General features: G+C 70.4%; 17 protein-coding genes and 3 pseudogenes. 5 read left to right on the top strand and 15 right to left on the bottom strand.

Features of this window, described 5'->3' with window-relative positions:
• Window positions 1-368: 368 nt before the first annotated feature.
• A complete protein-coding gene (locus ABD369_RS37675) occupies window positions 369-1,151 on the top strand; it encodes an IS5 family transposase (RefSeq protein WP_344641160.1) in 783 nt (260 codons plus the stop codon).
• Here ABD369_RS37675 and ABD369_RS37680 read toward each other — a convergent pair.
• On the bottom strand, window positions 1,117-1,644 hold the full coding sequence (locus tag ABD369_RS37680; protein WP_344641161.1) for a hypothetical protein: 528 nt from the start codon (window positions 1,642-1,644) through the stop codon (window positions 1,117-1,119). The genes ABD369_RS37675 and ABD369_RS37680 overlap by 35 nt on opposite strands.
• Window positions 1,645-1,884: 240 nt before the next feature.
• The gene (locus ABD369_RS37685; RefSeq protein WP_344641162.1) at window positions 1,885-2,349 is read right to left on the bottom strand and encodes a MarR family transcriptional regulator; all 465 of its coding nucleotides are present in this window, start codon (window positions 2,347-2,349) and stop codon (window positions 1,885-1,887) included.
• 240 nt (window positions 2,350-2,589) lie between these two features.
• Here ABD369_RS37685 and ABD369_RS37690 point away from each other — a divergent pair.
• From ABD369_RS37690 to ABD369_RS37700, 3 genes and pseudogenes are all read left to right on the top strand, one after another.
• Window positions 2,590-2,721 (top strand): annotated as a pseudogene (locus ABD369_RS37690) (mycothiol transferase); the annotation flags it as partial.
• Window positions 2,722-2,775: 54 nt separating this feature from the next.
• Window positions 2,776-3,417: a hypothetical protein gene (locus ABD369_RS37695; protein WP_344641163.1), complete on the top strand. Its 642-nt coding sequence runs from the start codon at window positions 2,776-2,778 to the stop codon at window positions 3,415-3,417.
• A 452-nt stretch (window positions 3,418-3,869) separates the two neighbouring features.
• A pseudogene (locus ABD369_RS37700) lies at window positions 3,870-4,241 on the top strand (GNAT family N-acetyltransferase); the annotation flags it as partial.
• 53 nt (window positions 4,242-4,294) lie between these two features.
• On the opposite strand, the gene ABD369_RS37705 reads toward ABD369_RS37700, so the two are convergent.
• The 7 genes from ABD369_RS37705 to ABD369_RS37735 form a co-directional block, all read right to left on the bottom strand.
• Window positions 4,295-4,678: a hypothetical protein gene (locus tag ABD369_RS37705; protein ID WP_344641176.1), complete on the bottom strand. Its 384-nt coding sequence runs from the start codon at window positions 4,676-4,678 to the stop codon at window positions 4,295-4,297.
• A 375-nt stretch (window positions 4,679-5,053) separates the two neighbouring features.
• Entirely contained in the window at window positions 5,054-5,515 is a 462-nt protein-coding gene (locus ABD369_RS37710; RefSeq protein ID WP_344641164.1) for a hypothetical protein, read from the bottom strand.
• A 527-nt stretch (window positions 5,516-6,042) separates the two neighbouring features.
• Complete coding sequence (locus ABD369_RS41405; protein WP_425557865.1) at window positions 6,043-6,396, bottom strand: penicillin acylase family protein; 354 nt, start codon at window positions 6,394-6,396, stop codon at window positions 6,043-6,045.
• Window positions 6,397-6,537: 141 nt separating this feature from the next.
• Window positions 6,538-9,093: a hypothetical protein gene (locus ABD369_RS37720; RefSeq protein ID WP_344641166.1), complete on the bottom strand. Its 2,556-nt coding sequence runs from the start codon at window positions 9,091-9,093 to the stop codon at window positions 6,538-6,540.
• Window positions 9,094-9,508: 415 nt separating this feature from the next.
• On the bottom strand, window positions 9,509-11,698 hold the full coding sequence (locus ABD369_RS37725; RefSeq protein WP_344641167.1) for an NACHT domain-containing protein: 2,190 nt from the start codon (window positions 11,696-11,698) through the stop codon (window positions 9,509-9,511).
• Between the two features lie 131 nt (window positions 11,699-11,829).
• Window positions 11,830-12,249: a hypothetical protein gene (locus ABD369_RS37730; protein WP_344641168.1), complete on the bottom strand. Its 420-nt coding sequence runs from the start codon at window positions 12,247-12,249 to the stop codon at window positions 11,830-11,832.
• A gap of 104 nt (window positions 12,250-12,353) precedes the next feature.
• Window positions 12,354-13,556, bottom strand: coding sequence for a DUF6801 domain-containing protein (locus tag ABD369_RS37735; protein ID WP_344641169.1), 1,203 nt, complete (start codon window positions 13,554-13,556; stop codon window positions 12,354-12,356).
• 344 nt (window positions 13,557-13,900) lie between these two features.
• On the opposite strand from ABD369_RS37735, the gene ABD369_RS37740 reads away from it, so the two are divergent.
• Window positions 13,901-14,740, top strand: a complete 840-nt coding sequence (locus tag ABD369_RS37740) for a transposase (protein WP_344641170.1) — start codon at window positions 13,901-13,903, stop codon at window positions 14,738-14,740.
• Between the two features lie 271 nt (window positions 14,741-15,011).
• Here ABD369_RS37740 and ABD369_RS37745 read toward each other — a convergent pair whose 3' ends face one another.
• The 6 genes and pseudogenes from ABD369_RS37745 to ABD369_RS37770 all read right to left on the bottom strand — a co-directional run bounded on the left by ABD369_RS37745 (window position 15,012) and on the right by ABD369_RS37770 (window position 20,269).
• A complete protein-coding gene (locus ABD369_RS37745) occupies window positions 15,012-15,527 on the bottom strand; it encodes a MarR family winged helix-turn-helix transcriptional regulator (protein ID WP_344641171.1) in 516 nt (171 codons plus the stop codon).
• 73 nt (window positions 15,528-15,600) lie between these two features.
• Window positions 15,601-17,034: an MFS transporter gene (locus ABD369_RS37750; RefSeq protein ID WP_425557866.1), complete on the bottom strand. Its 1,434-nt coding sequence runs from the start codon at window positions 17,032-17,034 to the stop codon at window positions 15,601-15,603.
• A 393-nt stretch (window positions 17,035-17,427) separates the two neighbouring features.
• Window positions 17,428-17,649: a hypothetical protein gene (locus tag ABD369_RS37755; protein ID WP_344641173.1), complete on the bottom strand. Its 222-nt coding sequence runs from the start codon at window positions 17,647-17,649 to the stop codon at window positions 17,428-17,430.
• A 49-nt stretch (window positions 17,650-17,698) separates the two neighbouring features.
• On the bottom strand, window positions 17,699-19,168 hold the full coding sequence (locus ABD369_RS37760; protein WP_344641174.1) for a hypothetical protein: 1,470 nt from the start codon (window positions 19,166-19,168) through the stop codon (window positions 17,699-17,701).
• A 255-nt stretch (window positions 19,169-19,423) separates the two neighbouring features.
• Window positions 19,424-19,813, bottom strand: a pseudogene (locus ABD369_RS37765) (IS21 family transposase); the annotation flags it as partial.
• 102 nt (window positions 19,814-19,915) lie between these two features.
• Window positions 19,916-20,269 (bottom strand): hypothetical protein, encoded by a 354-nt coding sequence (locus ABD369_RS37770; protein WP_344641175.1) that lies wholly within the window; start codon window positions 20,267-20,269, stop codon window positions 19,916-19,918.
• Window positions 20,270-20,823: the final 554 nt, after the last annotated feature.

Genomic DNA, 20,823 nt, shown 5'->3' on the forward strand with positions numbered 1-20,823 from the left:
CTCGACACCTCGAAGCGTGGGGAACGGCCGCCTCCGCTGTCCCGGGAAGAACCACAGATCAGCAGGTCGGGTGACCTGCGAGGTTAAACAACAAGCTTAGAAGCCGTTGTCGTACCGATCGTGGGACGTGTCGATCGAACGGGAGTCTCGTTCGGGTGATCGTCGGTCGGCGGACGCATAGAGGTAGGGCCTCTTGGTAGCTCGAAGGTTGTCGAAGCCGTTCGAGGTTCCAGGAGGCCCTAGTGTCGCAGTCTTCCGTGTGGGTGCGGGTGGAGTCCAACTCGGTTGCCCGATCGTGTGATTGCCTCGCGCACGTGTACGGGAACGCGGCCGACCGTCCGGAGCGGCGGCGCCGGTACCCCTCGGACATGACGGACGAGGAGTGGGCGGTGATCCGTGCGTCGCTGCCGGTGCCGGGGTGGCTGGAAGGCCGGGGCGGGCAGCCGGAAGGCTACTGCCACCGGCAGATGTTCGACGCCGTGCGCTACCTGGTCGCCGGCGGCATCTCCTGGCGGGCGATGCCCATGGACTTCCCCGCGTGGGACCGGGTCTACGCGTTCTACCGGCGCTGGCGCGACCAGGGCTTGGTCAAGGAGTTGCACGACCGGCTGCGGGGCAGGGTCCGCGAGGCCGCCGGGCGGGATCCGGAGCCGACCGCGGGGATCATCGACTCGCAATCCGTGCGGGCCGCCGCGTCGGTGCCGAAGGCCACGTCCGGCTACGACGGCGGGAAGAAAGTGCCGGGGCGCAAGCGGCACATCGTGGTGGACAGCCTCGGGCTGCTGCTGACCGTGCTGGTCACCGCCGCGTCCGTCACCGACCGCGACGCCGCCGGGACCCTCCTCGCCCGGCTGCGCGAGCGGTTCCGGCGGCTGACTCTGGTGTGGGCCGATGGCGGCTACACCGGCCGCCTGGTCGACCTCGCCGCGAAGGCATGGCGGATCGCGCTGACGGTGGTCAAGCGCAGTGACGACACGTCCGGATTCGTCGTGCTGCCGAAGAGGTGGCTGGTGGAGCGCACCTTCGCGTGGCTGATGCGCTCACGCCGCCTCGCCCGGGACTACGAGGCCCGCACAGACACCGCCGAGACGATGATCCTGTGGTCCATGACGATGGTCATGAGCCGCCGGCTGGCCCATCGGCGATGCTGAACCGGCCCGGCACGTCCTCGGCCAGCCAGCCTCGCTCCACCAGGCGCTTCGCCTTCGACCGCACTCCTTCGACCTTTGCCGGGACCACGTCCAGCCCCAGCGCGGCCGCGATCTCCTGGCAGCCGATCGCCCCGTCCGATCCGGATCGTCGGCGGTCCGCCAGAAGGTTGACGATCCGCTGGTAGTCCGGTGCCAGCGCGGTCACATCCAGTCCGTCCCGGCGCACCGGCACCACCGAACCCGCCACCGCCGCCCGAACCGGAGCCCGGCCGGCCCGCACGGAGGGCTTGTCCTCGGGTACCGCCGAAATATCCGGCCCGCGCGGCGCGGACAGGACCTGATCGACCCTCTCCCGGGCGATCACCCACCGCTCCCAGTCGGTCTCCGCGTCCGCCAGCTCGGCCTGGATTCGGTCCGCCTCCTCGCGCAGCGACTCCACCCGCTGCCGCGCGGCCAGCTCCCGCTCCTCCAGCAGCCCCACCACCGACGCCATCCGGCACCTCCACCGACGAGACGATCCCGATGGAGCAAACCCTGCCGCCCGACCGCCGACACTATGCCTCACCAGCGGAAATACGTCGATCACGTCCGGTAAGACAACGGCTTCTTACTCTTCATCTTCGCGACGCTCGCCGAGCTCCACGCGTCTCGCAGACATGGAACAAGCTCAGCGTGTGGCACCCAGAGCGCAACCGACGGGTGTGGCGTGTGGTTGCCGGCGAGCTGTGGATTGCTAGGCCAGAGTGCTGCCGGTGTTCCGGATCATCTGCTGGAGCACTTTCAGGGCGGTGACGTAGTCGGCATCGTCGATGCCCAGGTGGATCCGGTCGCGGATTTCCGGGGCGTGCCGCTTGATGTCGAGGCGAGCCGCTTCCCCCGACTCAGCGATCCACAGCAGCCCTTCGCCGTCACGGCTGAGCCAGCCGCGCTCCAGCAGAACCTCCGCCTCGGTTTCCAGGTCGTCCTCGACCCTGAGGTAGGACATGGCTTGCTGGAGTTCGGGGACGGTCATGCCGTGACCGTCGGGCGAGATGTCGTTCTTCGACAGGTTGCGCAGCAGCCAGAACTGGGGCTGGGTGAAGCCGAGGTCGGCCTGCTGGGCTCGGGTGAACGCGATAAGGGCCTCATAGGCCGCTCCGGTCCAGTAAGCCGCCGGCTGTGTGGCGAGCTCGGCATCGGAAGTCTGATGGATCGTCATGTGCGGTGCTCCTTATGGACGATCGCTGATGAAAGCACCGTAGAACCTAAAGTTACGTTGAGGTCAATGACAGACTCGGGCCGGGGTCAGGCGGACACGGACCGGCGGCAAGACCAAAGGTCGCCGTCGCGCCGCTGGCCTCGGCCTTGGGTTCAACATTTGGACAAAACCACCCAACTGGCCAATGGGATTCGCGGCAGCCCCAACTTCTCCGGTCCGCCGGCACATTGGCAGGCCCCCGGCTACCAGCCCCGCTGGGAGGAGGGGGTCTCACCGCACATGGTGATGACCCACATGCTCCAGGAGTACGGCCGCCGCAACGGCCACGCCGACTTCCTCCGCAAGGGCATCGACGGCACCGTGGGCGCCTGAGCACCATCGCCCCGGCAGACACCTTGTCAGGGGCACCCGTTAGCCTCACTGGCCATGGACGACTTTGACAAGACCCTTGACGCCCTGTTCGCCGCGCTCCCCGCACTCGACGCCGGCGAGCAGCTGCCCGATGACGCACCGTTCCGCCGGATCGAGATGGACTTCGCCGCCGACGTCGCCTGGTTCGAGGGCGTGTTCGAAGGCGAGACTGCGGGCTGTCCGGCCGGCAAGGGGCCGCGGCCGGTGTACCTGGTGCTCGACGGCCCGGCCGAGGAGCGCGAAGTGCGAGCGATCCTGGTGCAGTTCGGCGACACCCGCCCGGTGGAGGCGAGCTGGGAGAGTGACGGGGTGATGGCCAACTCCGGCGTGCTGGTGCTGCACGGCGGCGACAGCTACGAGGGGGCGGACGTCGCGCAGTCGGTGGCCGCCCGGGCTCTTGCCGTGCTGCGGCAGCGCACGGTCGAGGAGGGTCGCTGGGACCGGGCTGCCCACCTCGCCGACAGCTTCGCCAAGGCCGGCGTCGACCCCGAGAACATCGCTGTCGACGTGGCGCCCGGTGACTTCGCCGAGGGCTGGCTGCTGCTGGACGGCCCGGCCGGTCCGGCGCTGGGCTGCCTCGTCGACCCGGACGGCTATTCGCTGGGGCCCTGCCTGGACGCCGACGGCAACGAGGTCGCCGCCCTGCTGGTCCGTTGACCGGGCCCAGTACCCGGACCGCTCAGCCGGGCGGCCTCCGGCTGCCCCAACACCTCGCCAGTCGGCCGCACGTCCCCGAACGAGCGGTAGACCATGTGCAGCGTCCCGTTGCGGTCCTGGTCCCGCCGCACCGCATTGGCGCCTGCGACCAGGACCACCCAGTGGCCGAACCAGGACCACCCAGTAGCCGACGTGCCCGCGTCCCGCGCCGAGGACTCGCAGCAGACGTTCGTCAAGGTGCCAGTGATCAGCACGGTGTCGCCCCTGAACTTCACCCCGCGTCTCCTGGTGGACCTCCCGGAACCCGCCCACCAGCGCGGCCTCGGCCGCCGCCCGGTCGGCACGCGCCCGAGCGCCGGCCTGCCAGGCGTAGTAACCGGATCGGGCGACGCCCAGGACCTCGCACAACCGCCGGACGCCGAACTCGGCCCAAGAGGAATGGAGCAACACAGGTGCTGCTACGTGACGTTGAGTACAGCGATGTCAACGCCTACGTCCGGATGCGATGCGACCCGGCGATGATGGTCGAGCTGGGCGGTCCGTTGCCTCGCGAGGGTATGGAGGCGAAGGTCCAACGTGATGTTCAACGGGCAGCGGCGGGAACGGACTGGATCAAGATGATAGTGCCCGATGAAGCCGAGCCCGACGTGGTCGCGGGGATCGTGACCTTGTGGCCCCACGACACCGACGGCGAGCGAATCGCCGAGATCGGCTGGATGGTGCTGCCGGAGTTCCAGGGACGGGGACTTGGAAAGCAGGGCGTTCGCAGGCTGCTTGAGCTGGCGCGCGACGACAGCCGGTGGGGACTGATACACGCATTTCCGCTCGTGTTCGACGGCGGTGAACGCCTCGTCCACGACGGGATCGGCGGCATACTTCAGTCCGCGCTCTCGGAGATCATTTCCAAGAGCGCCGAAGCTTTTCCCAGGACCTCCAACGCGGCCTTGTTCCGCGCGAGCTCCTTCTCCAGCCGTTCCACCTGTCGGCGCAGCTTCTCGTTCTCCACCTCGGCGGCGGACTTCTTCGGACGGGCCGGGCTCGTGCGGTGGTCGACCAGGTTCTCCAAGGCCCCGGCATCGCGCGCGGCCCGCCACTCGGTGACGTGGGAGTGGTACAGGCGCTCGCGGCGCAGGACCGCACCCTTCTCGCCCTCGGGCGCGGCGTCGTACTCGGCGACGATCCGCAGCTTGTACTCGGGGCTGAACGTGCGGCGCTTCGGCCTGGGAGCCGGGTCAGCTGCGGACGGATTGCTGCTGGTCATCAGGGATGGAACTCCTACTCGGGCCCTCTCAGGCTAACCCGACAAAGCGGGACGTCTCACCCAAGGCTGACAGAGAGGGGCCGACGACCACGGACGAGTGAAGCCAGCCGCTATCCCTTGCGCTACACCTGTTGCACTGCCTACCTTGCTCGGTCATAGCCACTGAGCTGCGAGGACCCGACTAGGAGTCCGCCTCAGGATCGGCGACCACTCAAGAACTGGCCAGGCCAGCCTCGCGCAGCTTGTCGAGCTGGTGCTGATCGGTCCGCTCGGTCACCCCCAGGCACCGGGCCAGGTGCTCCACACCCGGCCGGCACCACGACAGCTCCATGAGCAGCTGCGCGGTCCGGATCGCGGTGCGCCCCAATCGCCCGCTTACCGGCCCAGATGGTCGGCCAGCGACTCGACCGTGCGCCGGCGCATGGTCATCATCGCCACCGCCGAACCGTCCGCGAAATGAAGCCTGAACCGCGCCATCGCCTGCATCCTCGGACGCCGCTCTGTCCGTCCGATCAGGGCTCGCGGTGCGTCCCAGAGCAGGCGACCGGGCTCACGGACGTGCGGACCCGCCGCGATGAACGCCACCCGGCGGTCGGTGACCGTCAGCAGCCCGGCCTTCCCCAAGCCGGCCTCGGTGGGAAAGGTGCTCGCCATGCTCGCTCCTCCCCCGGACACCGCGCCGACCCGCGCCAGAGCCGTCCCGAGCGCCGCCGGCGCGGGGCCCACCGCCTTGACCCCGGCCACCGGTATCACCTTCGCCACGTCCAGCAACGCCTCGCCGGGCTCCAACAGCGGCTCCACGGCCAGGCGATAACGGTTGATCATCTTCTCAGTCACTCCCGCAGAGTAGCGGTCCCGGCTACCCCACGTTGAGGCGGGCGGCGAGGCGCACCAGGCCGGGGAGAGCTCGCGGACGCCTACTCCTGGGTGCTGGCCAAGGTCGCCGGGGTGGGCCGGCCTTTCGTACGGCGGGTCGGCCATGCCGGCGGCTGGCATCAGTGCCAGACACTGACGCCAGCCCTCGGGCCGCCTCCCCCGCTTCACGACATCTCTCGGGGCCGTCGTTCTGGTCGCAGTCGTGATCGATGTCCACGAGAGAGCCGTCCTCGGATCGGGTCAGGTCACACTTTGCGGTCCTTCGCCGGGTAGAGCTTCGCGTGCAGCACCCGCACCTCCCACCACGGATCGACCGGAGCGGCCACCAGCGCGGCCACCAACTCCCGCCTGGTCGGCGTGTCCAGCCCATGGTGGTGCAGGCCCTGGTGACGGCCTTCCAGCGCTCACTCGCGGAGGGGCTGGCCGCACACCCGGAGTGATGCAGCGGAGGGCCGGACTGGTTCCCGGCGCTCCCCGTCGCCGTGCCGTCAGCCGTGCAGGGTCGTGGTCCACGGCTGCGGGTCGGCCGTGATCTCGGCTTCGGTGAACCGCTCGATGACCCACTGCCGGTGGGAGAACAGGACGGTCTGGTCCAAGTAGTGGGGCGAGGCGGGGTTGGCGGACTCCCCGTAGGCGAGGACCGTGCGGGTGCGGGGGCCGCCCGGCGTCAGCTCGGTGGCCATGACGAAGCTGGGTCGGAACGGCAGCCACCGGGGTGCGCAGGGCGGTGGCGGGTCTGCGGCTGGCCACCGAAGGGATGCCGGCCGCCGTCCCAGCCGGCGGCACGACACGGGCGAAGCGAAGCAGGACGGGCGGGGACGTCGAGTGACCGCCGTCGGCATGCTCGGGGCGGAGCTCGAACAGCCCGTGCCCGCTCCGACGGCATCGACGGCCGTGCGGGACGGGGCGCAGTAGCGGACGCCAGGACCGGCACCACGTGATGTTTGGGCGCCGCGCGTCGGACGGCCGGCCGCAGCCGCAGGTCACTCCCGGTACATGACGGCCGCGAGGGCGCGCTCGCGGACGTCCGCCGAGGGGTGGCGGCGCAGCTCGCGCAATAGGGCCCGCCACTCCTGGGGCCAGCCGAGGCGATCCCCGAACACCTCCGTCAGCGCCGTGGCGAACAATCCGGCAGCCGCGCCGGTGTCCCCGTCCCGGCGGGCGGTCCGCGCCAGCGCGTCGAGTGTCCCGGGCGGCGGCAGCGGGCCCGAGGCGTGATCCCGCAGCAGCGCCAGCGCGGTGAGCGCGGCCGCCGCCGGCCGGCCTTGGTGGGCCTCGGCGAGCGCGCCGAGCGCGGTCGCCAGCGCCTGCGGCCCGGCCGTGGGGGCCACCAGCCGGCGCAGCGCGGCCGCCCTGATGCCCGCCAGGTCGGGTTCGGCCGCGAGCAGGTCGGCGGCGCCGGCGAGCAGCGGCCGGTGGCGATCGTCGGCAGGCAGGTCCGTGAGGTGGGCCAGCCTCCGGCGGGCCGGCAGGTCCCGGTCGTCCCCGGCGTCGGGGTCGTCCGTCCGCGCAGCGGCGGCGAGTTCGGTGAGGGTGCGGTGCAGCAGGCTGCCAGGGGCGGCGCCGCCGAGCGGGTGCGGCAGCCCGGAGGCGGCGAGCGCGCGGACGGCGCCCGCGGCCTCCCGCCAGCCGCCCCGGTTCGCCGGGTCGGTGACGGCCCGTCGGGCCACGTCCGCGGTCTCCGGGGCCCAGGCGGCCCACCGCGGCAACGCGGCGAGGGCGGGCGTGGCGACTTCCGGGTCCGGCGCGGCGGCGACGGAGGCCACCAGGTGGGCGTAGCGGGCCCGGTGGGTCTTGGGAAGGTGCCCCGGGTCGGCCCGCAGTACGGCGCGGCGCACGGATGGCGGAGCCTGCCCGGCGGCCTCTGCGAGCAGTTCCCAGACAGGTTCGGCGTCCAGCAGACCGGTCGCGAAGGCGACCGCCGCGGCGCGTACGTCGCGGTGCTGGCCTTCGACGCGGTACGCGGCGACCAGCAGGTCGGCGGCGGCCCGCGGCGGCAGGTGCTCGGCGGCCAGCCGCACGGCCTCCTTGCGGCTGGTCACCTTGCTGCCCTGCGCCCGGGACAGCAGCTCGCCGAGCCGCTCGGCGAGCTCGCCTGGCGGGGCAAACCGGGCAGCCCGGGTGGCCGCGTACACCGCGACGCGGGCGCGGTCGCCGCCCGCGTGGGCCAGCAGGTCGCCCAGCGCGTCGGCGGGCCGGTCCGTCCAGGCCAAGGCGGCGAGCGCCGCCTCTGCGAGCACCACCTCGGCGGAGTCCAGTTGGGCGCGGACGACCGCCTTGCCGTACTCCGGGATCGCGGCGGCGGCGTGGACGGCTGCGGCACGCCCGTGCAGCGGCAGGGTGAGGTCGCTCGCCGCCGCGGCGGCGAGGCGGGCGGCGGCCCGCCACTGGCGCGGCGTCCAGCGGCTCGCCGACCACGTTGGCGGCAGGGTCGCCCGCTGTGGCTGCTTGAGGAACCGCCCGTACGGCGGCATGGGGGCGAGCAGCGGGTCGAGCAGGTCGGTGCGCCGCTCGACCACCACGTCCCGCACCGGCGGCAGGAAGGCGGCGGAGGGCTCGAGTTCGAGGATCTCGGCGACCCGGGCGCCGCGGGTGCGCGGGTCGTCCAGCCACAGGGCGGCGGCCGTGGTGAACGCGCCGTCCGACCCGAACTGGAGGGCGTGCAGGAGGAGTTCCTGCAGCTCTGGGATGCCGCGGGCCCGTCGGCCGAGCGAATGGGCCAGGGTGAACAGCAGCCAGTACTCCGCGGTGTCGGCCATGGTGTCCAGCCACGGCCGCAGGGTCGCGAACACGGCGTGCTCATGGCCCCGCCGCAGCCGGTGCTCCAGTCGGCCGAGTTCGACCGTGCCGGTCTGCCCGGCGATCCGCTGCAGGCTCCGCAGCGCCCACTCGACCAACTCGGCTCCGCCGGCGAGGGCGTGCTCGCGCAGCACCTCGGCGACCAGCCGCTGCAGGGCGGCGCGGGTGGCGTACGAGCAGTCACGGGCGTCGACCGCGTCCTGAACGGCGGCGTCGAGGACGGCTACCGCCGCCTGGGTCAGCAGCCGGGCGGGCACCTGGACGAGCGCGGTCAGCGCCGCGCAGCGCACCGGATCCTGCTCGTTGCGCAGCCGCGGCAGCAGGCCGAGCGCGTCCTGGACGGCGGCCCGGTCGTCGGAAGCGGCCGCGTTGGCGAACAGGGCCGTCCAGGCGGCAGACCGATCGTCGGCGTCCGGGCGGGCGAGGGCGGCCCGCAGCTCCGGCTGGGCCTCCGCGGTGGGCAGGTACGCCAAGGCCGGGGCGATCTGTGCCCAGGGGCGGCCCTCCGCGCGACGTGCGGCAACCCGCCGCCGAGCCTCGGCATGGCGGCGCGCGTGCGGGAACAGCGGCAACAGGAGGGAAAGTTCGCCCTCCCGCGGGAGGGCTCCGGCGTACACGAGGTCGAGGAACGCGTCGCGCCGGCCCGGAGGAAGGGCGCGCAGCAGGGCAGCGAAGCAGCGGGGCGCGGCCAGCCAGTGGCGGCCCAGGGCGGGGAGCGAGGGCGGGTCAGCGCGCACCATCCGGCGCAGCGTGCCGCTGGTGGGCGGCGTGGTGTACGGCCCGACCGCGCCGCGCCGCGGGTCGGCGAGGAGCCGGACGGTGCGTTCGGCGTCCGTGGCGGCCAGCGGCGGCAGATGATCACGGCGCAGCGGGAGGTCCGGTCCGAACCGCTCCAGCAGGTCGAGGACCCGTTCTCGTGGTCGCCGGCGCTCCCGAACCGGTGAGCCAGGCAGTCACACGCAAGGGTGACCGAAGTGGACTCCGCGTCCGCGATGCCGTAATACTGCGTCAACAGGGCCTCCTGAAATGCTCGTTGGCGTAGACACCCTTTGAGCTACCGGGAGGCCCTGTTCTCGTGCACGGCAGCCGTCACAGTCACCCGATCGAGAATCGCGTTCGACCAACACCACTCAAGATCGGAACGACAACAGCCAATTACCGCTGGCGTTGTTGTGGTAACTGGGCGAAGTAGGTTTGAAGCAGCTCGTGGCGGAACTCGTAGACCACGCCGACCTGGCGCAGGACGCCGCGTCGGTGGGCGTCTTCAAGGAACGCCATCGCGTCCCAGGGCAGCTTGCCGGTGAACGGCAGCCAGACGCGGGCGAGAACCACCCACTGGCCCCACGCGGTCAGGCTGACTGCACTCCCGAGTCCGCCTCCGAGCGCAATGAGGAACGCCAGTCTGAGCGACTGGGTGAAGGGCCAGTGGATCGGGATGCCCCAGATGGAGTGGTGCAGCAGCTCATCACTCAGCGCGACCCCGGCTCCGGACACGATTCCCAGCAGCGGTGCGAACATGAGCAGTTGCAGAAGCACGGTCCTGCGGTTCCGGTCCAGCAGATCGCGTGGTCCAGGGGCTGTTTCGACGGCGATGGGAGCCTCGAGCCAGGCCATCAAGGCGCCTACCAGCCCGCCTGCGAGTGCGAACGAGAGCCCGAAGATGACCACGTACCCGAGCCCGGCCAGGACCCACGTCGCACTCCCGGAGGCCAGAACGGGCACGAGTACGGTCAGGGGCCCGACCGCGGCCCCGGCCACGAGCCCCGCCAGGAACCCGATCCCAGCTCGCGTCCGGATCTCGCGCCCAGACCTAGCACTCGACCTCTCCGCCCAGCTTCCGATGGGCGTCCACACGCGCGAGGGTTCCAGCGCCGCGCCCCTGAACCGGAACCCGATCCCGTGCACGAGTGCGAAGACCAACGCGGCCGGGATGCCGTTGATCAGTGCGTCCACGAACCCGACGAGGAGTCCGTAGCCGAGCCTGTACACGAGCACGTGCCCAGGTAGGGCATAGGTGAGAACGGTGATGATCGCGTCCGTGACTCCGACGATGAGCCCCAAGCCTGTCCCGGACACGAGGCCAATCAGGATCAGGCGTTGCACCAGGCTCATGGTGGTGCCCAGTTCCCACCATTCGAGGCCGGGTTCGCGGCGCTGTTCACGGCGCTGTTCGAGGTGTTCTTCGGGGCCCTCTTCGAGATGCTCTTCGAGATGCTGTTCACGGCGCTCTTGGAGGTGGCGGGCGAGGTAGGTGAACCATGCGGTCACACGTTTCGGATCCCGCCGCCAAACGTTCCTGGACCATCTGTCCGGCGCCTTGCGGTCGGGGTGGGGCAGCGGCGGCGGGTTGCTCGGGTAGACCGATGGGACGAGCGATTTCAGAAGGTGGCCCTCGATCGCCCGGGCATCGGGGAAGCGCCGGTGATCGGCGAGGTCCCCGGGAGCCTCGCCCTTGATCGGGCGTGCGTAGACCTTGCGGCACAGCCACAAGTTGAGCGGAACCGTCAGGACCCTGGCCACGGTGCTGGACGGGTCCCTGACCAGTGCCCCCGCGAGCGGCTCCCAGCGCTCTTGGTGCTGCGGGGTGGCGCTCCCGAGCAGGTAGTCCGCGACCTCCTGGGCGGTCAGGGGTACGGGCTCGACCACAGCGGCCGCACGGAGCACCTCAGTGTGGCCGATGGCTTCGCGGTAGTCATCTGTCCGGCAGGTCAGGATCAGGGGGCCGCCCTGTCCAAGGACCTCGTTGATCTTCTCCAGTGCTATCGAATGATCGGCGGCGGGCAGCTCGTCCAGGCCATCGAGCACCGGCAGGATGCGTTGGTAGGTGATGAGGGAGGAGGCCGTGTCGCCGTCCAGGTGCGGGTACTCGCGCAACAGCTGCCGTTCCAGCCACACCTCCAGGTCCTCTTTCCCTGGCTGCCAGGAGGCGAGCGAGAGCAGGACCGGGACCGGGGCCCCCTCGCTCATTCGCTTGAGCAGCTCGATCACCAGCAGCACAGCCAGGGTGGTCTTGCCACTGCCCGCCCCGCCCAGCACGACCAGCCTGCGCTCCGTCAGGCCCATGAACACGCCGGCGAAGGCGGTCAGGTTCGCAACGCTGCCTGCGACCGGATTCCCTGTCAGGCGGAGATGGTCACCGGTCTCCTTGACGGGGCTCGCACGCCAGCGAACGGGAAAAGGCTCCGGTGCCCGTAGACCGCGCAGACGGGCTTCCCGCCGCCACTGCGCCTCCACCACCCTTCCCAGTTTCTGCACCGCTCTCTCGAACGGATCGGGGAGAAACATCTTGAAGTAGTTGATCTGGATGTTGTTGTCACCGATCACGATTGCGGTGTTGAAGACCATGCCCCGCTCAGCGTCAGGCTCCGCAGTGGTCACGTGGACCCGAAGCGGTTGTCCTGTCGGCTGTTCTTGCTGCTCGTGATCGCTGTCGACCCTTCGGCAGTGATCCCCCTCAGCGTCAGGCCCCGCAGCGGTCACTTGAAGTTGTTGTTCTGCTCGTTCCCGTCGCCGATCACGATCGCTGCCTGCCCATTGGTGGTGATCCCGCCGATGTTGTACTTGCCGGACTCCGGGCCGACGGGCGCGTCGAGCGCCCGGACCTGGTCCACGGCCTGCCGCAGTGCCTCGGTGAACTCCGCATCGTGCTCGGCCGCGTCCTCCAACGCCAGCTCCAACCGTTTCCGGGTTCGTACGGTCAGCTCTTCCCGCTCGGAGGCAGCCTCCTGCATCATGCTCTCCAGCGCCGGCTCAGCACCCAACCGGGAGACCACCACCTTGTGCAGGCGGTCCATCCCGGCGTCCAGCGCCGAATCGACCTCCGCATCCGCCCGCCCGGCCACCCGCCGTGCTTTGCGCACGGCCCACGCGAAGAGGTAACCCACTGCCAGCTCCATACCCACCACGTTCGCCCCCTCTGCAGGACACGTTCGCCACTACACCGACCATAGTTGCAAGCGCCCGGCCGCGCGGGCACAAAGCTCAAGACCACCAGCGGATCTCACTCCCAGGGGTCCTCCTGTCGCGTCGTGCCGGTCCCGGTGTCCTCGACAGCCACGGGCTCACTCACCTGACCATACGTCAGCACAGGTTGCCGAAGCCGGTGTTTCCTGCGCCAGACGCTGAAGAGGCCAGCGGCGATGGCGGTCGCGATCAGGACCGCAGCGATCAGGAGCGGATACGGGAAGTGCTGCTGCTCGACCGGCCTGACGATGGAGGCGGTACCGAGCGGGGCCGCACCGCCGGGCTGGGAGCTCGATGCACTGGCCGACGCGCTCGCACTGCCGGAAGTCGACGGTACCGGGGTGGGCGCAGCCGAGCCCGAGGCACTCGGTCCGCCCGTTCCAGGGGACGGAACCGTTCCACCTGCCCCGCCCGCCGTGCCCGATCCACCTGTTCCACCTGTTCCACCGCCGGTCGTGCCCGAGGAGCCACCTGACGTCCCCGATCCGCCCGACGTGCCCGATCCACCCGACGACGAACCGGTCTTGGTGCCCGAGGGCGTTCCGGTCGGGCTGCCGGGGTTCCTGCCGCCCGTCGACCCGGAGGAGGGCGGGGGCGTCTGCGTCGGAGGCTCCGTCACGACGAAAGACCGGAGGACGTTGTCCTGTCCGGAGTCCAGCGCGCAGGAAGCGCCAATCGTGCCTGCGTAGGTCAGTGCACCACTCGCGGTCCTCGGGGTGACCTGCACCTCGAAATCCCCGATGGCCACCTTCCCCTGCCCTGGCTGGGGAAGTGTCACGGTAGGCGCGGTTCCGGTCGCCGTGAGCGCGAACGAGCCGGACGCCGGAATCGCCGTCCTGGCAATGGACATGGGCATGCTCTCCGCACGATTGACCTGTGGCGCCACTACCGCGCCATGTCCGACCACCGATCCGTCCACGCTCGTGGCACCGAGAACGGCCGCGTACTGCGTGAAGCTCGCGTCCACCGTCACCGTCCCGCGGATGGTGAACGGCGGACTGGGCTGGCCCGCCACCAGCGAGGTCGGGATGTCCGCGTCGATCGTGATGTCTGCGGCGTCGCCGACGAGCCCGGACGAGCACGTGTAGTGCAGTGTGCGCGAGACAGGGGCAGCGGCGGAGGGCTCCGCGTCGGGCACCGCCACCACCCCGACAGCAGCCATGACCGTCGCCGCCACCCAGGGGACGGCCCGCTTCCCGAACCCTCCCGAGCGACGTTCTTTGCCAAGCATGATGCCCATGATCACTCCATGACAATGGTCTCCCCCGGCGTCTCCCCCGATGCCAGTCAGTATGGCGACTGGTTATAAACGGATGCTTGCAGCCAGCGCGCCGTACCGTAGGTCTTCACATCGACTGACGGTGACGTTGCCGGCGGGTCTGACCCATCGATTGACTGACGCCTCGACTGCCCTATCTGCAAAAAGCTGCCACAACAGGGCCTCCTGGACCACTCGTTGGCGTGGACACCCTCCGAGCTACCACGAGGCCCTGCTCATCGCCGGTGTCGAGTGTCGTTCATGAAGCCGATCCCCAGCAGGCGAACGCTGAACTGTCCTCCTTTCGGCTGGACTTGTACGCCGCGATGACTCGCCGCACGGATGCCCTGCTCGAGGTAGCCGACGCACTGCTGTGCACCGATGGACCCGTCCGCGCACTGGTAGAACTGGCCCTGGCACCCGAACACCAGCCCTCACACGGCTCGCTCTACGCGGCCTTGAACCGCGGCAGTCCGGACCAGGCCCGGCTGCGGACGGCGATCGCGGCCCGCAACCTGCCCCGGGGGCCAGGCGGACGGATCGTGCTCACCGTCGACGTCTCCCCGTGGCTGTGGCCCGACGCCAGTCGCAGCGACGCCCGCTCCTTCTGCCACACCTACGGCCGCCGCGAGAACACCCACGAAATGGTGCCCGGCTGGCCCTACTCCTTCGTCGCCGCCCTCGAGTCGGGCTCCACCTCGTGGACGGCACTGCTGGACGCGAAGCGCCTGGAACCCGGCACTGACACCGCGGCGGTCACCTCCCGCCAACTGCGCGAGGCGCTGCGCTTCATCATCAACGCCGGCCACTGGACCGCGGGCGACCCGCCGGTCCTGGTCGTGGCGGACGCCGGCCACGACGGGCCCCGGCTGACGCATCTACTGCGGGATCTGCCAGCCCAGATCGTCGTACGGACCCGCTCCGACCGTGTCTTCTTCCACCCCGTTCCCGACAGCTACCGGGAGGGCCCCAAAGGCAGCCAACCCCCCGCACCACGGCGCCCGGTTCACCCTCGCCGACCCCGACACCTGGTACAAGGCAGACAGCAATTCCGAACACGTCACCCGCCGCCACGGCCGCCCTGCGTCGCCTCGGCCCCGTGCGTGGCCCGACGGGGCCGGACCGCCGGGCCCGGGAAGCCCAGCTGGCCAGTGTGGTCTCGTTGATCCTCAACTCCTTCACGACCTGCGCGATTGGCTTCCCGGTCTCGGGCAAGATCCGGACAGCCCCCTTGTCCCGTCCCTTGACCAGGCACGTTGTCCCGCCCGGAATGCCCCGGTCCTGGGCCTTGTCCTCCTGGTTTGTCCGTGACCTCACGCACGTCCCGGCGGGAGGACCCCCTGCCCGGCCGCCGCCGCGGTTGCGGCACCCGGTGGCGGATCCGGCTGACGGCTCGGCGCACCGGGGCTGCGGGCGGCCCCATCGGGGAGCCAGGCCCTACCCTTGCGGCTGCTGGAGCTTGGTCATGATGTGCTCCAGGACGGTCAGTTCCTCGGGGGTGAGCGCGAGAAGGGTGCGCGGGGGGCGGGTCAGGATCGATTCGGCCCGCTCGGCGGCGGCGGTGCCGGCGGCGGTAAGACTGACGATCTTGGAGCGGCGGTCGACGGGGTGGACACTGCGCTCCACATAGCCGCGCCGCTCCAGCTCGTCCACGACCAGCGTGGTGTACGGCTTGTCGGTGGAGAGCCGGTCGGTCAGCTCCCGCATGGTCAACGGGCCGGCCAGCAGCCGGCGCAGCGCCTTGACGCGGAAGAAGCTGAGGCCCAGCGCCTCCTCCACCTCGGCGCGGCGGTTCTCCTGCTTCAGCACCAGGAAGGACATCGCGGCCCAGACCCGGGCCGCCTCCGGTGGGACCACCACGCCGGTGTCTGCGTCATCGTCCGGGCGGGGCTCGACACCGTCGCCCGTGGTGTGTGTGCCCGGCCGGCCGCCGTCGTTCCTGCTGTCGTTCATCCGCTGTCGCGCTCCGCTCTGCTGGTCGGTCCGGGTCTGGGTCCGAGTCCGACCGCGGTGCCACGGGTCCGGCCTACCCGGTCCGACGGCCCGTGGTGAGGATACCGAGCGTCAGCACCGCTGCACCGCAGGCCGTCGCGATCCACCAACCGACGTGGCTGGCCGACGCGAAGCCGGTGCTCAGCGGCCCGTGCACGGCCGAGGTGGCCAGGGAGCCGATCACCGCAACCCCGAGCGCCTGGCCGGTCTGGCGGCTGGTGGTGGCGACCGCGGCGGCGACCCCGGCCTGGGCGGGCGGCAGGCCGGAGACGGCGGTGTTGGTGACCGGCGCGTTCAGCATGCCGAAGCCGAGGCCGAACAGCGCGTAGGAGCTGACGAGTTGCCAGGTGGCGGTGTGCGTGCTCAGGCCGGTCAGCATCAGCATGCCGGCGGCCATGGCGCTCCCGGAGACAACCAGCGGTAGGCGTGCTCCCCGGGCCGCGACCAGACGGCCGGCCAGCGGCGAGACCAGCATGGTCACGCCCGCCATCGGCAGGGTCAGCACGCCGGCGTGCAGCGGTGAGCAGCCGCGTACGTCCTGCAGGTAGAGGGTGTTGAGCAGAAGGAAACCTCCGAGTGCGGCGAAGCCGCAGATCGCGATGGCGACGGCCCCGGCGAAGGGGGCGCGGGTGAACAGCCGCGGGTCGATCAGCGGTGCGGCGCGGCGCAGTTCGTGGGGCACCAGGCAGGCCAGCGCCAGCGCGGCGAGCGCGCAGCAGCCCAGGGTCTGCGCGGAGGCCCAGCCGGCGGTGGGTGCCTCGATGAGGCCGTAGGCGAGGCTGCCGAGCAGGACGACGATCAGCAGCTGCCCGACCGGGTCGAGCGGGCGTGGGTGTTCGGCCCGGGAGTCGGGGACGAACAGCGCGCACAGCACGAGGGCGGCCAGGCCCACCGGGATGTTGGCCCAGAAGATCGCGCGCCATCCGACCGAGTCGACCAGGCCACCGCCGAGCAGCGGCCCGAGCGCCATGCTGACACCCGCCACGGCGCCCCACACGCCTATCGCGCGGGCCCGCTCGCGGGGCTCGGTGAAGGTGTTGGTGATGATCGACATGGCGACCGGGTTGAGCATCGAGCCGCCCACCGCCTGCAGCGCGCGGGCGGCGACCAGCCAGTCCAGGCCCGGCGCGAGCGAGCACAGCAGCGAGCCGAGGGTGAACAGCAGCAGGCCGGTCTGGAACGTGCGGCGGCGGCCGAGGCGGTCGCCGGTGGACCCGGCGAGCAGCAACAGGCTTGCCAGGACCACGGTGTAGGCGGCGACCACCCACTGCAGCCCGGTGACGGTGGTGTGCAGGTCGCGCTGGATGGCCGGAAGTGCGGCGTTCACGATCGTGTTGTCCACGCCGACCATGAACAGGCTCAGGCAGCAGATGGCGAGCACTCTCGAGCGCCCGCGGCGGTCCGGTGAGGCCGCAACGGCGCCACGGGCGACAGGGGGGAGCACGGAAGACCACTTAGTTAAGGACATACAACCATTATATTCATACAACTAACCTTTGGCGCCGGTGACGTTGGGGCAGCAGGCTGGCCGAGCGAAGCCCTGGCACCTCACCTCGGCCTCGTCCAGCCCGGCCGCGCCTTCGAGCCGCCACGTCTTGTGCCGGGCGGCGGTGTTGCCGTCGGAGGCGACCAGGCCGTGCCGCGCGAGGTCGCCGAGCGCCTGCCGGATCCGCCTTGTTCGACGTCGCCTGCGAGCGCAGCAGGCGCTGGAGCTGGTCGGCGGTGGCAACCTTGAGGACGCCGCGCGCGGCGAGGACGTCGGCGCGCAAGCTCGTGGGTCGAGCCGTTGGGGTTGTCGGCGCCGCGTCGGTACGCGGCGCGGCCAGGCCGGGCCGGCTGTCCGTCGTCCTGGGCTCGAGGATCAGGTTGTGGGCCTGGCGGGCGCCGACGGGTGGCCGTTGCGGGAGCAGGCGCCCGCGGCGAGGACGCCGCCGGGCAGCGGGTGCTGGCCGGCGGGCTGCCAGCGGACCGCGACCGCGAGGCCGCGCGGGCCGGGCTCCAGGACGACGCCGTGGCGGCCGTCCCCGGCCCGGACGACGTCGATGCTGACGGCCGCGAGAACGGCGACCGTCTGGGCCCACAACGGCCGGTCCCCGCGGCAGTACAGCGGTTTATTACCGGCAACGCGATGGTCAGCGAGCTGGCTTGAGCAGGATGACCGCTGCGGAGTACGGCGCGAGGACGGCCGGTACCAGACCGCGCTGAACGGTGAGGGCGGTGTCATGCTGGCGCCAGGTGAGCGTGCGCTCGGTTCGATAGCTGCCGGGCAGCGAGAGGTGGAACTCCTGCGCCTGGTTTGGGTCCTTGTTGACCACCACCACGGCCAGCGCACCGTCCGCCCGGCGCACCGCATGGCCGGTGAGGGTCGGGCTGGTGGAACTGGTGGCGAGGGTGCTGCCGCCGCCCTTGACCGCCGTGGTCAGCAGCCGCATCGTCTGGTAGGTCGGGAACGGTGTGCCGACTGGCGGCTCGCACTGGTCGCCTTGGTCCTTGGTGGTGACGCAGTCACCGGAGGAGAGCAGGCCGAGGTCTCCCCAGCCGCCGCCAGCGGCCGCGGCCGGCCCGTTGTACAGGGCCCACCAGCTGACGTTCGAAGCGCCGTTCTCCAGTAGGGAGAGGTTGTTGTCGAGCAGGTAGAGCGCGCCCACGGCGGTCTGCTGCCTGGGGTCGTCCTCGGCGTTGACGTTGGTCTCACCCACGACGATGTCGATTCGGCGTCCCGGGCCAGAGGCATGATCGAGGTCGGCGCGCAGGGCGTTGATGACCGGCGGGTTGGCCGCGGTGTCGGCCAGGACGGCCGCATCGGTGCTGAGGAATCGCGAGTGGTACCAGTGGATGTCCACGAAGTCGACGACGGCGGCCAGCCCAGGGGTGCTGAGGACCGCGTCGTCCCAGGTCTTGGCTCGCTGGTTGGTACCGAGCGGGTCTGGTACCGCCAGGTCATAGGGGGCGAGTTCGACGCCGACCCGGATGGTCGGGTCTACGGCTTTCATCGCCTTGGCGTACTCGATGCTGTTGCGCGCATACGCGGCCGGGGACCTGTCCGGGTGCCCGTCGGGTTCAACCGGCGGCCTGCCGCTCCAGCCGTTGAGGTAGACCTCCTCACCGATGGCCCAGTCGCGGACGCGGTAGCCATGGGTCACGTTGGCGTAGCGCACCCAGTCGGCTGCCTCCTTTGCGTCGCCCGTACCGTAGTTGACGTGCACCAGTGCGCCGGCGCCGGAGACGCGGGCAGTCTCGGCGAACTTGTCGAAGCTGAACTTCGGCGCGGCCCACGAAGGTACGGGAGCGTGGATACCGGTCGGGTCTTGGCCGAGCGATCCGCCGTTTTGGAAGTGGTAGAGATCGCTGGGCCAGCCCGCGTCGAAGGACAGCGTGCGGATGCCCGCCCGGCGGATCAGTTCCGGGGTGTCGTCACGCAGCAGGTTCTCGTTCCAGAAAGGCGTGTCGACACCGACCGCGTGGTCCGAAATGGAGTTGGTGACCTGGCTGCCGACGGCGATCTCGGTACCCGCCGACGATTCAGCGGCAACGGCCGGGGCTACGGCCGAGCCGGCAAGGAGCGCCGTGGTGACGGCCAGAGCGGCGAGATGTTTGGACATGGGATGTTTCCCCTCCCCGAATAGCTGACGTACCGTCAGCTTTGCTGCTATGGAAGCCGGGCGGGCAGAGTCCGATGTCACGTATGCGTAATGACAGATGTCACGCGAGCCCGCGATCGGCGCGCAGTGCGGTCGCTCACCGGTGGATTCGCCTCATGGGACTGCAGCGGGCGGACGTGCATCACTCCGCCAGCGCACTGCGTTCGGGAGAAGCCGCTGACACAGCAGAATCACGCTGCGGAGAGGACTGCACTCGCAAGCTTCCTGGAGTTCGGCGAAGCCGGCGTACTCGGGTCGCAGGTTCACCGCGGTGGGGACCAGGTCCCGCTTCGCGATCCTGACCGTCGCCTCCGTCCCGCCCTTCGAGGCCGGGTCGGCCGGCATGCAGGACCGCACGACCGTCCCGTAGTAGCGGGCGATCGGCACCAGCTCGGGGTTACGGACCGCGATCCGGGCCACGTGCTCAACCGTGACGGTCTTCTCGTTGTCGGTCAGGCAGTTGGTCGGCACCCCGCCCAGTGTCCGGAACGTCGCGTCCAGGCGGGCTGCCACCGTCGGCGGAGTCTTGTCGAGCACGGGAATGACCACCCGGACCGCCAGTGATACGGCTGCCGCTGTGAACAGTGTCAGGCGGCCGTGCAGCGTCATCTGGTTGAACCAGCCGCTGAGCCGTTGGATCGTGCCCGGCTCTGTGGTGTCCCTACCGTCCGTGGCCGAACCGACCCTGGTTGAGGCAGCCGAGCACCGTCAGGGCGTGGTAATTGGGTACAGGACCCGTTCGCGGTCCTGGGGACAGCACCAGTAGGCGAACGCATCACGGTGTCCGAGTGCCATCGGGTGCCGGTGCGCCGGGCAGCGCGGGAACGGCTCGCTGCCGAGGATCTCCTGGCCCACGTCAACCAGCGCGTTGGCCAGACGCCATGCCACCACAGGAGCCGACTGCGCGGCATCGACCACGACGGATACCGGGTGGTGGTCGAGGTCAAAGCTCACCTCGACCACCACCGCCCCGGGATCGGGGTGCAGGGGCACACCGAGATGGTCTGCGGCCGCCGCGGCCTGTCCGGCGACGTCGTAGGGGCTTACGGCCGTCACGGTCACCGAGTGATTGGTGAGTTCGGTCAGGGACCGGGCCACCGCCGAGGCGACGGCATGTGCCCCGGAAGTGGACCCATCGGTAGATGACAAAGGAACCGCCAACGTTGAGGTTGGCGGTACCGGGCTTACCGCCAGCGTTCACACGGAACGTCATAGTGTCATGCCGATGCAGGAGATCCCGACTGGCGACACCGCCCTGAGTGCCGTGCAGAAATGTAGTCGACGGGCACGTTGTGCGGGGCGTTCTTCCCGAGAACTGGCTGCCCTCGTACCAGGAGACCCCTGTCTCCGCATGTTGCTCACCGCGATGGCAACCACGGCGGGCGAGACGTTGTAGCCCCAGTTCACGTTGTTGTAGCCGCAGTTGTACCCGCGTTCCGCGTAATTCAGCGGGCTGGAGAACCGAATCTTGGCTCCGACCTGCGCGGACATGGTTGTGGCCGCCTGGAGGGCGTTTCTCTAGCCTCCGCCTTTCAGTTGGGCTCGCCTGAACCGGGTCAATGGCGTTGGTGACGCGTCGTGGCCGTGTGCGGGTGTGGGGGCATGCCGAAGGTCCG

It is taken from the genome of Kitasatospora cystarginea (assembly GCF_039533515.1).
Lineage (GTDB): Bacteria > Actinomycetota > Actinomycetes > Streptomycetales > Streptomycetaceae > Kitasatospora > Kitasatospora cystarginea.